This is a genomic window from Anaerocolumna xylanovorans DSM 12503 (assembly GCF_900143645.1).
Taxonomy (GTDB): domain Bacteria; phylum Bacillota; class Clostridia; order Lachnospirales; family Lachnospiraceae; genus Anaerocolumna; species Anaerocolumna xylanovorans.
In genome coordinates this window covers 143,438-157,372 of sequence record NZ_FRFD01000007.1, presented here as the reverse complement: position 1 = coordinate 157,372, position 13,935 = coordinate 143,438, and the positions used below count along the sequence as shown (strand labels likewise).

Annotated in this window: 22 protein-coding genes; 20 read left to right on the top strand and 2 right to left on the bottom strand. The window is 44.1% G+C overall.

Annotation, left to right across the window (positions count from 1 at the left end):
* Window positions 1-5: 5 nt before the first annotated feature.
* From BUF11_RS12805 to BUF11_RS12720, 19 genes are all read left to right on the top strand, one after another.
* Complete coding sequence (locus BUF11_RS12805; protein WP_073589254.1) at window positions 6-215, top strand: tail protein X; 210 nt, start codon at window positions 6-8, stop codon at window positions 213-215.
* 3 nt (window positions 216-218) lie between these two features.
* Window positions 219-1,484: a LysM peptidoglycan-binding domain-containing protein gene (locus tag BUF11_RS24750; RefSeq protein WP_073589253.1), complete on the top strand. Its 1,266-nt coding sequence runs from the start codon at window positions 219-221 to the stop codon at window positions 1,482-1,484.
* 12 nt (window positions 1,485-1,496) lie between these two features.
* The gene (locus BUF11_RS12795) at window positions 1,497-2,003 is read left to right on the top strand and encodes a phage baseplate assembly protein V (protein WP_073589252.1); all 507 of its coding nucleotides are present in this window, start codon (window positions 1,497-1,499) and stop codon (window positions 2,001-2,003) included.
* An 18-nt stretch (window positions 2,004-2,021) separates the two neighbouring features.
* The gene (locus BUF11_RS12790; protein WP_073589251.1) at window positions 2,022-2,411 is read left to right on the top strand and encodes a phage tail protein; all 390 of its coding nucleotides are present in this window, start codon (window positions 2,022-2,024) and stop codon (window positions 2,409-2,411) included.
* Window positions 2,412-2,426: 15 nt separating this feature from the next.
* The gene (locus BUF11_RS12785; protein WP_073589250.1) at window positions 2,427-2,741 is read left to right on the top strand and encodes a hypothetical protein; all 315 of its coding nucleotides are present in this window, start codon (window positions 2,427-2,429) and stop codon (window positions 2,739-2,741) included.
* The gene (locus BUF11_RS12780; RefSeq protein WP_073589249.1) at window positions 2,731-3,888 is read left to right on the top strand and encodes a baseplate J/gp47 family protein; all 1,158 of its coding nucleotides are present in this window, start codon (window positions 2,731-2,733) and stop codon (window positions 3,886-3,888) included. The genes BUF11_RS12785 and BUF11_RS12780 overlap by 11 nt, the downstream gene beginning before the upstream one ends.
* Window positions 3,881-4,897, top strand: a complete 1,017-nt coding sequence (locus tag BUF11_RS12775; RefSeq protein ID WP_073589248.1) for a phage tail protein — start codon at window positions 3,881-3,883, stop codon at window positions 4,895-4,897. The genes BUF11_RS12780 and BUF11_RS12775 overlap by 8 nt, the downstream gene beginning before the upstream one ends.
* A 14-nt stretch (window positions 4,898-4,911) precedes the next feature.
* The gene (locus BUF11_RS12770; RefSeq protein WP_073589247.1) at window positions 4,912-5,244 is read left to right on the top strand and encodes a hypothetical protein; all 333 of its coding nucleotides are present in this window, start codon (window positions 4,912-4,914) and stop codon (window positions 5,242-5,244) included.
* Between the two features lie 16 nt (window positions 5,245-5,260).
* Window positions 5,261-5,752 carry a hypothetical protein gene (locus tag BUF11_RS12765; protein WP_084558633.1) on the top strand — a complete coding sequence of 164 codons (492 nt, stop codon included), beginning with the start codon at window positions 5,261-5,263 and terminating at the stop codon, window positions 5,750-5,752.
* Window positions 5,752-5,922, top strand: a complete 171-nt coding sequence (locus BUF11_RS24355) for a hypothetical protein (protein ID WP_175562054.1) — start codon at window positions 5,752-5,754, stop codon at window positions 5,920-5,922. Before BUF11_RS12765 ends, BUF11_RS24355 begins: the two co-directional genes overlap by 1 nt.
* The gene (locus tag BUF11_RS12760; RefSeq protein WP_084558632.1) at window positions 5,919-6,281 is read left to right on the top strand and encodes a hypothetical protein; all 363 of its coding nucleotides are present in this window, start codon (window positions 5,919-5,921) and stop codon (window positions 6,279-6,281) included. Before BUF11_RS24355 ends, BUF11_RS12760 begins: the two co-directional genes overlap by 4 nt.
* Entirely contained in the window at window positions 6,274-7,320 is a 1,047-nt protein-coding gene (locus tag BUF11_RS12755; RefSeq protein ID WP_073589246.1) for a hypothetical protein, read from the top strand. The genes BUF11_RS12760 and BUF11_RS12755 overlap by 8 nt, the downstream gene beginning before the upstream one ends.
* An 86-nt stretch (window positions 7,321-7,406) precedes the next feature.
* Complete coding sequence (avd, locus tag BUF11_RS12750) at window positions 7,407-7,826, top strand: diversity-generating retroelement protein Avd (RefSeq protein ID WP_073589245.1); 420 nt, start codon at window positions 7,407-7,409, stop codon at window positions 7,824-7,826.
* 340 nt (window positions 7,827-8,166) lie between these two features.
* Entirely contained in the window at window positions 8,167-9,282 is a 1,116-nt protein-coding gene (locus tag BUF11_RS12745; protein ID WP_073589244.1) for a reverse transcriptase/maturase family protein, read from the top strand.
* A gap of 62 nt (window positions 9,283-9,344) precedes the next feature.
* Window positions 9,345-9,611, top strand: coding sequence for a hemolysin XhlA family protein (locus tag BUF11_RS12740; protein WP_073589243.1), 267 nt, complete (start codon window positions 9,345-9,347; stop codon window positions 9,609-9,611).
* 12 nt (window positions 9,612-9,623) lie between these two features.
* Entirely contained in the window at window positions 9,624-9,941 is a 318-nt protein-coding gene (locus tag BUF11_RS12735; protein ID WP_073589242.1) for a hypothetical protein, read from the top strand.
* A 16-nt stretch (window positions 9,942-9,957) separates the two neighbouring features.
* A complete protein-coding gene (locus tag BUF11_RS12730) occupies window positions 9,958-10,329 on the top strand; it encodes a hypothetical protein (protein WP_073589241.1) in 372 nt (123 codons plus the stop codon).
* Window positions 10,330-10,553: 224 nt separating this feature from the next.
* Complete coding sequence (locus BUF11_RS12725; RefSeq protein ID WP_073589240.1) at window positions 10,554-11,399, top strand: peptidoglycan-binding domain-containing protein; 846 nt, start codon at window positions 10,554-10,556, stop codon at window positions 11,397-11,399.
* A 68-nt stretch (window positions 11,400-11,467) separates the two neighbouring features.
* Window positions 11,468-12,235, top strand: a complete 768-nt coding sequence (locus BUF11_RS12720; RefSeq protein ID WP_073589239.1) for a glucosaminidase domain-containing protein — start codon at window positions 11,468-11,470, stop codon at window positions 12,233-12,235.
* Window positions 12,236-12,534: 299 nt separating this feature from the next.
* On the opposite strand, the gene BUF11_RS12715 is transcribed toward BUF11_RS12720, so the two are convergent.
* Entirely contained in the window at window positions 12,535-12,762 is a 228-nt protein-coding gene (locus BUF11_RS12715) for a hypothetical protein (RefSeq protein ID WP_073589238.1), read from the bottom strand.
* Window positions 12,763-12,811: 49 nt separating this feature from the next.
* The gene (locus tag BUF11_RS12710) at window positions 12,812-13,258 is read right to left on the bottom strand and encodes a hypothetical protein (protein ID WP_073589237.1); all 447 of its coding nucleotides are present in this window, start codon (window positions 13,256-13,258) and stop codon (window positions 12,812-12,814) included.
* Window positions 13,259-13,433: 175 nt separating this feature from the next.
* Here BUF11_RS12710 and BUF11_RS12705 point away from each other — a divergent pair, with 175 nt between their 5' ends.
* Entirely contained in the window at window positions 13,434-13,661 is a 228-nt protein-coding gene (locus tag BUF11_RS12705; RefSeq protein WP_073589236.1) for a helix-turn-helix domain-containing protein, read from the top strand.
* The last annotated feature ends 274 nt before the right edge of the window (window positions 13,662-13,935 follow it).

Here is a 13,935-nt window from a genome sequence, read left to right as displayed (position 1 = left end):
GAAATATGGACGAAAAAAGATACTACACAACCGTACAAGGGGACATGTGGGATTCTATCGCTTATCAATTTTACGGCGATACGAAGTATATAGGCCTTCTTCTACAAAATAATATTGATTTACTGGACGCATTCGTCTTTTCGGCCGGAACTTCTGTTTATATTCCAGAATTACCGGAAGAAGACGAAGAAGACGTTCCAGAATGGAGATTATAAGACGTGAAAGCGCGACAATCTTCCGTCATTGTAAAATACAATGATAAAGACATTACAAAAACCATCACTGACTATATCGAAGGATTTGAATACAAAGACAACGCCAGCGGAACGGCCGACACGGTAACTTTGAAGCTGAATAACAGAAGCGGAAAGTGGTCGGGAAGTTGGATCCCTATTCAGGGCGATTATGTAGAAGCAATTATCAAATTAACAAACTGGAAAAAAGAAGGCGATAACCGAAAATTTAATTGCGGTTATTTTTTAATTGACGATTTGAGTTATTCGGGGCCGCCTTCCCAGGCTTCCATCGGCGGAATATCTACGCCGATCAATACAGATTTTAATGTCACAAAGAAAAACAATACCTGGAAATCTACGAGCGTGAAAGGAATCCTTGAAACAATCGCGAAGAATGCCGGTGTAGGACTTTTCTTTTCCGGTCAAGATTACCCGATTGAAGAATTGGAACAATCAGATCAGGAAGACGTTACATTCGCGTTCAATCTTTGCAAATCCTACAATCTGGCAATGAAACTATACAACAAGAAAATTGTTGTATTCGACCAGACGGACTATGAAAAGAAAGACGCAAGCTACACAATAAATCGCGAAAATGTAGAATCTTATTCAGTTAATCGAAGCATGACGCGAGAATATGACGGCGTAACAATCAGTTACACCGACGCAAGCAAAAATCAAACCCTTACTTATAAATTCCTTCTGAAAAATGGAAACCGGATCCTTAAATTAAACGAAACGGCCGAAAGTCTTCAGGACGCGGAAATCAAAGCGAAGGCGAAGCTGTTAGAACATAACAGACAATGCCAGACTATGAGTATATCAGTAAAGGGCGACACAAAATATATATCCAGTAAATGCGTACAAATGGACGGATTCGGGAAACTGAACGGGAAATATTACATTGATTCAGTTACGCATAACAAGGACGCCGGATCAGGCTATACTTGCAACTTGGATATGCACCTTACAATTTTAGTAAAAGGCGTAACGGTTGCGACCGTTCAATCGGGCGATACAGTCAAAAAAGCGGCGGAATCTTCGGCGGCTTCAAAAACTTATACAATCGTAAGCGGCGACACGTTATGGAAAATCAGTACAAAAAATTTAGGATCTGGCGCTAAGTATATGCAGATCTACAACGCGAATTCGGGTGTTATCGAATCAGCGGCAAAATCACACGGAAAATCTTCTTCCAGCAATGGACACTGGATTTATCCGGGTACAACATTAACAATTCCAGGATAGGGGGCGAATAAAATGTCGGATATGGTAAGAGTTGGATATATTGCGGCCGTGAATTACGCGGACGGAACGGCGCAAGTCGTATATAAAGACCGTGATAATTCTGTTTCGCCCTTCATGCCTTTGTGGTCGAATGAATGGGATCCGCCAGAAAATGACACGCTTGTCTATGTCTTACACCTTCCAAACGGTGGAACAAGGGGAATGATTCTTGTACCGCCTTACACGAACGGCAATCGGCCGCCGGAAGGTAAAAAAGGAATCTGGCGAAAGGATTTCGGCGACGGAAGCTATATCCGTTATGATCGGGAAACAAAACAGCTTGATCTTGTAAGCGATCTTACAAAGGTTGAAGCGATGAATTGTTCCGGAGATCTTACAGTTTCCGGAGATCTTACGGTTTCCGGAACTATTAAAACGACAAAAAGTTTGTCGGCCGGTTCTATTTCGGCCGGTTCCATTAAAACAACGGGGAACGTCCATGTCGGCGGAAATCTGACAGTAGATGGAAGTCACCCGTAAGATTGGCGGTGATATTAAATGATCGGTTATTTCGGCGATATTATCTTCGAAACAAGCGAAGACAAGATCCGAACATTCAGGAATTTAAAACAGGCGGCTTCGGCCACATATTCGGATCACAAGCGGTATAAAAAGAAACCGCAAAGAGAATTTGAAGCGCCAAACAATCAGACCGCTTCTTTTGAAATGAAAATCAAGGCCGGCCACGGCGTAAGCCCACGGAAAATGAAAACGAAAGTGATTAAATACTGTCAAAATGGAACCGTTTGTCCTTTTGTCATTGGCGGCCACAAAATCGGCGGCGGAAAGTGGACGATTGACAGCGTAGACGCGACTTTCGATGAAGTTTGGAATCGCGGCGAACTTGTGTCAGTCACAATTTCCATAACCGCGACAGAATACAGATAAGGCGGTGAAACGACAATGATTGTAATAGACGGCGTACAAATTGAAATAAATGGAACTTATGAAAGAAATCTTCGTCAGGAAATTCTTGACAAGGTTTCTTTTCTTTTATCTTGCGTGAAAGGCACTATTCCGATGAATCGAGATATAGGCCTGGATCCGGATATTATATCGGCGCCCAGCTTCCAGGCGCAAAATCTTTATACAATAAGCGCGATCGAGTTAATCGAAGAATTTGAAACACGTGTCGCGGTGGAAGAAATAGAATTTACAGAATCCGGAACAAGCGGAAATATGATCCCGAAGGTGGTGTTAGTTTACAATGGCGAATGAAATTCAAAAACTTTATGATTTACCGGACATTTCCTTTATCGACGACATAACCTTCGACGATATTCTGGCGGAAATGGTTTCGGACTACGAAACAGAATATGAAAACCAGACTGGACAGTCAATCGTTCTTCGTCCTGGCGACAAAGAACACATTCAGATCAGGATCGAAGCCGCACAATATTATCAAATGTATTTAAAACTGGATAACGCGGCAAAAATGAACCTTCTGAAATATTCAAAGGGCGACTTCCTGAAACACCTGGGCGCGTTCAAGAAGACGTTTATCCAGGAACCGAAGGCCGCAATCCTTACGGCACGATTCACGCTTTCAGAAGTTCGAAGGGAAGTGATCTATATTCCCCGGGGAACAAGAATCACAGCCGGCGACGGAATTTATTTCGAAACTGACGACTACGCAGAAATCACAGCCGGCGATTCATTCGTCGATATTGATTGCACATGTCAGACGGTCGGAACGGTCGGCAATGACTACATAATTGGTCAAATCGAAACGATAGTCGATCCGGTTCCTTATGTGGCTTCTGTTTCCAATGTCACAAAGTCAACCGGCGGAGCCGGAGAAGAAACGGAAGAAAGTTTCCGCGAAAATATCTTCATGGCGCCTTCTTCTTATTCGACGGCTGGCCCTTCTGACGCTTACGAATATTGGGTGAAACAGTACAACAGCGCTTCAATCGAGGACGTCAAAATCTACGAACCAGACGACGCGGTTGTCGATATTCGAATCTTACTACTAAACGGCGAACTTCCTTCCGAAACGTTCTGTTCTGGCGCCCTGGAATACATCAAAGAAAACCCGATTGTTCCAATGACAGACAAAACAACCGTGAAGGCGCCTGACGTCGTTAAATACGACCTGAAAGCGACGTATTACATCGCCAGAAGCGACGTGAACAATATCGCTTCGATTCAGTCGTCTATTGAAGCGGCAAAAGATACATTCATCAACTGGCAAAGAACAAAAATCGGCCGGGATATTAACCCGGACGCATTGACAGAGTTTGTCCGGGCGGCTGGCGGAAAGCGCGTCGTTATTACGTCGCCAGTATTTACAAAGGTTCCGGAAACTTCCGTCGCAAACGAAGAAACAATCGAATTTGTTTATGGCGGTGTTGAAGATGATTAAACTTTCAGACTTTCAGACGAAAAACGCGCTTCCGCCTGAAATGAAAACACCTGAAAGAATCGCTATGTGTTACGCGTTCGATCAGCAAAAGAAAAAGTTCATTGATAGAATAAAACGTGTTCATATATGGGCCGACCTGGATAACGTCAGCGACGACAAGCTGGACTTCCTGGCGGTAGAAAACCGCGTGTTATTTTACAATTCAGATCTGACGCCTGATGTAAAAAGAAAATTGATCCTGAATTCGATTTACTGGTATATGAAATTAGGAACACGCCAGGCAATGGAAGAAATGATTGATATTGTATTCGGGAATGAAAACACTTCCGTCGAAGAATGGTACACATACGCCGGCGAAGCATTTCATTTTCGAATCGCAGTAGGTACAGAGGTAACGCAAACTTCAATAAAAGAATTCTTGCGCTATCTAAACAAAGTAAAAAATGCAAGATCCCGATTCGATTACATGGTATTTCAGAACGGGATCACATTAACCATAAATTCGAAATCTGAATACGCGAAATTCGTTTATACATTTTGCGGCGATATGGAGTGTGGAACGTACCCGGAAATTTCGGTCGGAATGGAAGGCCAGGAAATAGAAATCACCCTGGAAGGCCAGAGCGAAGCCGCAAGCACGATTTACACGGAATCAGGAACCACGCCGGACATTTCCGTCAGGGCCGCCCTGGAAGACAGCCAGATCGGCATTCAGACCGTTTCAGACGCTAACACGATAATTTATCCATCGGACAGCGAAACGGAATCAGGAACCGCGCCAGACGTTTCAATCGGCGCACAATTAAACGAGGTTCAAGTTGACCTTGAAGGCGTTTCTGGATCAGACGAAATCGTCTATCCATCGGACAGCGAATTGGAATCCGGCACATATCCGGATATTTCGACGGGGCTATCCACGGCGGAAAGCGGCGTTTCTGCAACACCTGAAAGTGACGGCTTTAACTTATATTACAACACTGACGCGGACAAATACGCCGCGGAAGAATGAAAGGAGTTCGAAGCATGACAGAAGCAAGCTATATTCCCATGACTTCCGAAGCACTGGAAGACTTGAAGGAATACATGAAGAAATCTATTTCACATGCGGAATACAAATCCGGGAACACCTGGACAAAAATTCCAATTTACAAGGTGGAAACACTGACAGACGGTCGAATCGCTATTTATGTTTTGTTCGACCATGACGCACCGGATCAGATTTCAGGAATCAGATTCTATCATAGAAACGGGTTCTTGTGGGCCGGCGGAAACGAAAGCCTGAACAAAGAGGAATTCGAAGAAGGCGTTCTTTACAGATACACCTTGAAACTTGTTCAGTCTTCGGGCAAAAGTTAGAAGGGAGTGAAAGCAAATGTATATTCCAGTATTATGGCAAGATAGAATTGTCGAACACCCTAGAAGGGTAGCTGTTACGGATTTAGGAAACGGCGTGAAAGAATGGGCGCCTGATCCTGGCGAAGTAATTCAGAGAGGAACACAACAGAGTTCCACAAATTTCGGAAACATGGATTTCGGACTTGTAGAAAATGCGCTGATCGTCGGACTTTTGGGAACAAATCTTCGATACGTCCAGGACACCGTTGATAATTTACGCGGTCAGATCTTGAACGTGGCGCTTACAAATACTTTGAAATACCCAGCTTCAAACGCTGAAAAGACGATCGCACTTCCGCAGATGGTAAACAATACCGACTACGAAGTGACAGCCGAAGTCGTAACGGCAGACGGCCCAGTCGAACGCGTGGAAGTCTACGGAAAGGCGTTAAATGCCTTCAAAGTAAATTATTACGGTAGTGCGAAAAATGTAACTGTAAAACTTCATGTGATCGGGGGATTGTACTAATGGCGGCAAATGTAATTATTAAATCAGACGAAAGAAGACACCAGGAAAGCGAAATGTTAAGAGCCTTCGGCGGTGGTTCTGAAAGAAATTCTTCCCAGGAAAACCGGGAATATGCCGCAGAGATCAACGCGCGCATGAATGAAGTAAAAAGAGAGGTAGGTATTCGATGATGAAAGTTATTGAAGCGAACGAAGGAACAAAGATTCCTTATGAAGTAACAAAGACCTGGCTTTCCTTTGACGATCAGATCATGTTGAATCTGAAAGCAAAAGAGGCCGACAACGATGTGAACATCGACATTACTTCCGACGCCTTCGGCCAGTTGGAAACCGGCGGCGGCATTTATTATGTGGCCCAGATTCTTATTCCGGCCAGACAGTACACGGAAACAGAGGTCGAAAACCCTGACTACGACGAAAGTGTCGAAAATTCCAGCAAAACAATTTTGAAACGCGATCCGGTTCCATTTTCTATGGATAATGTAACATTAACCCTTTACGCGCTGAAAGAAGGTGTATTCAATGAATAATTATAATTTTGACGCTTTAAAATTTGCGGCCGAAGGAATCACCGGCGGCGGCGGAACTGTTCTTCTTGACGACGCTGGGCTTCCTTCCTTCATGGTTCCGGTTGCAAAAAGAACAAACGCCCAGTTATTCACCGGTGGATCTGAAAAGACACATTCCGCCTTTGTAATTGACGACGTGGAATATTCAAAATTCTATCACAGCATGTTTATTAACTGTATGGTGAACGGACTTGCTTATTCCTGGCCTAACATGGATCCTAGAGCGTCCATCAATTACGACGATTCACACAAGGCATGTAACGCGAAGGGCGCCGGCTGGCACCTTGCAAGTATCGCAGAACGCGCCGTTATCGACCATTTGATTTATAAGTCTGGTGTTATCCCACGCGGAAACACACAATTTGGAAAAAGTCATTCCTACACCTATGAAGCTGGTGTCGGAACCGCAAGCGAAAGCGACGGCGCCGGCGGAACCAGAATCACAAGAACGGCGACCGGATCCGGCCCGGCTACATGGACACACGACGGAACCAGAAGCGGAATCGCTGACTGGGTGGGAAATGTTTGGAAATGGACTTCCGGACTTCGTATCGTAAACGGCGAAATCCAGATCTTCGTCGGCAACCAGGCGGCGAAACAAGTTTCACACGTTGACGCTTCCACTTACTGGAAGGCGATTAAACCAGACGGTTCGCTTGTGGCACCTGGAACAACTGGAACATTGAAGTTCACTTCAACCGGAACTATTGGAACTGATCGTGTCGCCGCGACTTCAACTTCAAAAGCATTCAAAGACGTTGCGGCCGCTTCTGGCGTAACAATGCCGGAGATCTTGAAAGAACTTCATTTGTTACCATGTTCGGACATCACAACTTACCAGGGAACCGTTTACTTGAATACCGACGGTGAACGCTTGCCGTTCGTGGGTGGCAGTTGCAACGGCGCTTCGAACGCTGGGCCTTCCGCGTTGGGCTTGAGCGATCCGCGTTCCTACGTGGGCGCGTACGTCGGCTTCTTTTCCGCTTTCATGGAATTGTAATCTGAAATCTGAAAACAGTGTTCTGTTTGGGGCTACGATAGTAGCCCCTATATTTTTACAACAACGACAGCGAAGGGAAGTTATACATGGGGACACAACGATATTATCAGAAACCGAAAGGCGATCCAGAAACCGACGAAGGAAGGGATCAAAGAAACGGACTGATTATTTTACAGAAAACGAAAGATCTTATGCAGTATTTATATACTTCATTCGTAAAATATCCGCGAAGTGAAAAGCTAGGATTTGTCGCAGATTACAAAAAGTGTCTGTTCGCGTTCCTGGGTTACATCATTACGGCGCAAAAGAAATATTTCAAGAAGACAACGCTTCAAGACGCGGACGTCCAGCTTGAATTGTTGCGGCTGTTCAATGATTTGTCGTATGACATGAAATTTATTGATGAAAAGCGTTACAAATTGGTTTCTGAAAAATTGTGTGAGATCGGAAGGCTACTCGGCGGCTGGATCAAATCACAGAAAGAAACCAGCGCAACCGGAAAGTAAAATCCGGTGGGAATAGGTCATTAACGCTTGCCGATCGTGGGTGGCAGTTACAACAACACTTCGAACGCTGGGCCTTCCGCGTTGAACTTGAACAATCCGCGTTCCAACGTGAACACGAACATCGGCTTCTTTTCCGCTTACCCTTTGAGCCAGACGGGAAAGTCTAAGGACTTTTCACAGCGCAAGAAAGGGAAAGGGATCTATTTCCGTTCCGGTGACATTTCCGGAAGAATTAACGTCGCTATCAATGCAGTTAGTAAAATTTGAAGGGTGTAACGGATAGCGCCGCGCCAACGGCCGAAAGCCCAGGCGCATAATTCCAAAAGAAAGGAATTACACAATGAAAACCTTTGACATATCACACGCCGACATTGTGGACTTTGAAAACCTTCTGGAAGCAGACAAGAACGCTTCGAAAGGCAAACATTACCGCGATGAAAACTTGAAATTTTCGGCACATAGGGAAGAAGGGATCATTGATTTACTGAATCAACTTACTTATTTTCACGAAGACGGCGATCCGGACAAACCGCTTGTTTCGTCTTATCACGTGGGAAGATACAGAAGAAAACAGATCTACGAACCGAAACCACGGGTTATTATGGCCCTTCAATATCGCGATCGGTTAGTTCAATGGGCGTATTATCAAAAGTTAAATCCTTTATTCGATAGACAGTTTATAACGCATAGTTACGGTTGTCGTGATGATAAGGGAACGACAAAAGCGCGCGCCCAGCTTCAAACATGGATCAGAAAGGCGAACAGAAGCCCGAAAAAATGGTATGTCTTAAAACTAGACATTGCAAAATATTTTTATCGCGTCGATCACGACGTCCTGATGAATATTCTTTCGAAACATATCAAGGACGAACTGATTCTTCAAGATTTGAATAAATTGATAAATTGCGAAGAAACCGCCTTCGGATTGCCGGCCGGCGTACAACCGGAATTATGCAAATCTGAAGACTGGCTATATAATCGCGGAATGCCGATCGGGAACCTGACAAGTCAAATGTTCGCGAATATCTACTTGAACGAACTGGATCAGTATTGTAAGCATGATTTAAAGATTAAATATTATATCCGGTACATGGACGACATTGTTATCTTGTGGCCGGATAAAGAAGAATTAAAACAGATCTTATCAGAGATCGAACGGTTCCTTGATGAAGTCCTTCACCTGGAACTGAATAACAAGACTTGCATTCGCCCGGCGTTCCTTCCGGTTACATTCGTCGGCGCGCAGATCACGGCGAAGAAAATCCGAATGCGTAGAAGCACCAGGAAAAGAATGTTCAAAAGAATCAAGTTCATTCAGAAACTTTTTGAAGCCGGTCAGATTACCTTCGAAAAGGTAAATAATACAATGCAAAGTTATTTCGGCCTGATCCAGCACTTCACGGCCGGAAATCTGTTAAGAAAGATCATTGACGAATTTTCTTTCCGAATATTTTAACAATTAGCCAGGGAAACCCGGCTTTTTTAATTGTCTAATTTTCAGGAAAGGGGGTTCCAATTATGCCAGAAGTACCATTCGAACGCGAAGTTCTTGATCGTCTGAAAACTATTGAAGTGAAACTTGACGGATATAGACAGATGAAAGCCAGAACATACGAAAACGAAAGAGAAATCATCGAAATCAAGGGGGATCTTGACGAATATCAGAAACGAATTTCAGGGCTTGAAGATAGTAACAAATGGCTTACACGCGCAATCGCCGCCGCTTTAATTTCGGCGCTTGTCGGGTTGTTATTTGCATTTGTGAAAATGGGCGCTGGAATGTAGGAAGGCGGCAACATGAAACAGAGAAGTAGAAGAAAAAGAAAACCAGAATTTTCAAAGCAGATCATGAATGAAGCAAAAACTGAATGCTGGGTTATTACGGCGATCGGTGTATTCTTCGCCTGGAAAGGCCTTGACGTGACACTGTTTAGTTATCTGATTCCGGTTTCCTGGGGCGGATATGCTATCGCCAGGGCTTTTTACTACAACAAGGCAAAAGCCGAAAACGCGATCAAACTTCGCAAAGCATACGAGAAGGCCGGACTTGATTCGGAACCAGCGAAAGAACAGTTTGAAAGTAGCATGAACGAAGAAATTCAATCAAATTATTAGAAGGGAGTACAGATTTATGGACTTACAACCAATTTTAGAAACCATTATCAACGGCGTTCTTGTCGTTGTCATTCCAGTAGTGACAACCGCGGCGATCGCATTCGTTCGCGAAAAAGTAAAAGGAAGCCAGATCGAAGAAGCAATCGACATTGTACTTGACGCCGTGGACGAAACGAACCAGACGTTCGCCGATCAGCTTCGCGCCGACGGAAAGTTCGACGAATACCACCAGAAGGAAGCGCTTGAAAAATCATTAAAGAAATCCTTATCAATGATGAATGAGCGAATGCTTAAATTCCTGGACAAAGAATTCAACGACGCCGAAGCGTGGATCGTGTCGAAGATCGAATCAGCTTGTAAAATAAACAAGGCGGAACGATCCGCCTAGTTGAAGATCTTTTATTTTATCGTGGCGGCCCTTTGCTTTCTTACGGGGCTGATTGTCATTCTTCGGATCCACGCGGTCGAATTGACATTCACGAATAAACACCTGATTGTTTTTGCAATCCTATTATTTTTGTTTTCCATCGCTTGGCCCGTAACGATCGTCGCTTTCCTTTGCGGCGCGTTGCTGGCCTTTCTTTTTGAAAGTTAGAAAGGAGATATTCAAAAATGAGTACAGTAATCTATTCATGCGGACACGATGAAAACGGACGATATTCTGGCGGAAAAGCCGGAGATCAGACCGGAACGGAATGGTACGCAAGAGCCGACTACTTCCCAGGCTGGACGGCGGTATATGAGCCACCGACACCAGCAATCGGAAACAATGTGGCCGCCCAGGCAAAAGCCGGCGCGAATAACAACGCGATCGGTTACGACCAGGGACAGCGAAACACGCTTCGAACCGAAGCAAAGAAACAGAACTGGAACCTTGCGGCAATAAAAACACCATGCGAAGCGGATTGTTCTTCTTCGACGGCCGTTTGTGTTGTGGCCGGTGGCGGATCCACCGACGCGAACATGATGAACGGTTCTTCGAATTGCCCTACCACAAACACGATCGGCGCGCGCCTGGTTGCGGCTGGCTGGAAAGAACACAAAGAATCGAAATATCTGACTTCAAGTGATTTGTGGGGGCCTGGCTGGATTCCAAACCGCGCCGGCCACCATGTCATTATTAACGGAACGGCCGGAAAGAAATATAAAAACGGTTCTTCTTCCGCTAATTCTGGCGGATCCGGCGGCGCTTGCCCTTACAAGGAACCTTCCGCCACATTGAAGAAGGGGAGCAAGGGAAGCGGCGTTTCCTGGTTACAGTGGCACCTTAACACCTTGATCGACAAGGGAATCATCGCCGGCGTTTCAAGACTTGGCGTCGATGGCGACTGGGGAAGCAAAACAGAAGCCGCATTCAAGGCATTTCAAACGAAATATCCTTCCACCGGCACAAACAACAAGCCGGACGGGAAATGCGGATCCGGAAGCCGTAAAAAATTAAAGTCTTTATTTGCATAGAGGAATAGAACACGGGCGGCCGCTTATGCGGTGGCCCAATTGTTTTATAGTTTGAAAGAAGGTTTATTATGACAACAGAACAGAAGAATTTTATTGAAAGTATCGCGAACGCGGTAAAAAAGCACATGGGAAATTATCAGATCAAGGTTGCTTCCCCTATCATCGCCCAGGCGATTATCGAATCAGGCTGGGGAAAATCACAGCTTTCCGCAAAGTATCACAATTATTTCGGGCTGAAATGTGGAAGTTCCTGGAAGGGTGCTAGTGTGAACATGAACACCCAGGAAGAATATAAACCTGGCGTCCTGACACAGATCAGCGACAACTTCCGCGCGTTTGGATCACTGGACGAAGGCGTCAAAGGCTATTTCGATTTTATCAGTTATAGCAGATACGCAAATTTGAAGGGTGTCACAGATCCGGAACAGTACGTCCAGAATATCAAAGCCGACGGCTACGCTACAAGTTCAACCTATGTCAATACTATTATGAATTGCATTAGAACGTACAATCTGACAGCCTACGACGCCACAGAAGCGGCAGAACCGAAGAAAGGCGAAGAAGTTATCGCCCGTGAGGTTATCGCCGGCAAATGGGGCAATGGTGAAGCCAGAAAGGCAAATCTGACCGCCGCCGGATATGACTATTCAAGTATTCAGGAGAAGGTCAACCAGATTCTTTCCGGATCCCAGGCTTCAAACCTGAAATCGAACGAAGAAATCGCCCGTGAAATCATCGCCGGCAAATGGGGGAACGGTCAGGACAGAAAGAACAGACTTTCCTCCGCCGGTTATGACTACGCGGCAATTCAGAAAATTGTCAACACATTATTATAAAAATACATTGTGAAATGTAGAAAGTAAAATATAAATTTACATTTACACTTTACAGATTTTCGATGGTGTGATACAATGGCGCAAGGGAAGGGGTTTAAGGGGGAACAAAACTTCCTTTTGATTTACAGATATATCACGGCTTTTAAATGCCTTCCACGCGTCCAGATTTGCCCCATATTCGCATTTAAAGACGAAAGGCGAAGAAATACCCACACAAAACCGTTAAAACGAAAATACGGCCTTGTGTGGGTTTATTTTTTTACACTGATTTATTCTGATTTTCTCTGACGAACTCTGATTTACTCTGATTTATTCTGATTTTCTCTGAAAGCGTTCACAAGTTCATTGAACTTTTCTTCGCTGATTCCTAACACCCGACCGAATAATTCGCAATAACGACCGTATTCCGAACACCAGTGTTTCGATGATTCCTGATCGCCGGCGGCGGTAGCTTCCAGCGCCTTATCTTGTGCGGCGCTTGCCTTCTGAAAGGCTTGTTTCAATGCTTCTTCAAATTCCTTTGTCATTTTAATTCCTTTCCGGCCGCCAGGGCGGCGGCCCTTGTGATTTATGCTGTTAAAATGTTTTTGCTACTTCTCTATAATGATTCTGAATGTTCACCTGATCCGTAACACATTTACTTTCTTTCCCAAAATTCCATTCAAGACGTTCGATTTCCGGATCCATGTTTCCGGCTAGTTCTTCGAAATGCTTTCCGATTTCTGTTCTATTGATTCCGGAAACAACTTCGATCGTTGCGTGTTCTTCGTTCCATGTTTTGGCTTCAATTCTTTTCACCCAGCTATTCGTACAAACCATGATAGGCCAGAAGCAAATATTTCTTGAAGCTGTGCTGATCTTTCCAGTCTTTGAGATTTTGCGAAGGCTGTGATCCTTGCCGCACCAGTTCGGATCACCATCTGAATTTTCTACATACCAGAAACCATTGTCGTTTTTGAAGTAAGCACCTTCTATTTTTACTACATCGCCCGTTTTAATTTCTACACCGTTTTTATCTAACATTTTTCATTTCCTCGCTTTCTTGTTTTCCTTACCTTGTAATTACATTATACACTTTAAAGTGTAATATGTCAAGCAAAAATGTAAAGGAAACGATTGAAAAATAAAGTATTATTTTACTATTGACATTTTAAAGTGTAAAAAGTAAAATAAGAAAACAAAGAAAGGAAGTGATTGAATGGAACAAATGAACTTGGAAACAGTTGAAAAGATCCGAATGATCGCCGGACGCCGCAATTTGAACATGGGCGACATTGCCGAAGGTACAGATCAGACACGCCAGAACTTTTCGAACAAAATGAAAAGGGGCGATTTTAAAGAATCTGAACTTCGTTCGATCGCCGAAATCTTGAATTGTAGTATTAAGATTTCGTTCATCGACAACGAAACCGGAAAAGAATTATAAATCGAAAGGTAAAAGGAAAAGTGAAAAATATTGACTTAGATAAAATAGATCTGACGGTCGCGCCGCCAGAACATGAGCCAGAAAGACAGTATTATTTTATGGCAAAATGCCGGGTGTACGTGAAGGAACTTGAAAAGAAGCTAGGACGTCGCCCGACCTTTTTTACTCAAACATTCGGGTGTCCTACCGTTTAAGTAAAATAGATATTGAAAGAAGTCAATAAATACACGGCTTTTCCTGGAAAGGAAAGTGTGAAAAATGAGTGAAAATAACG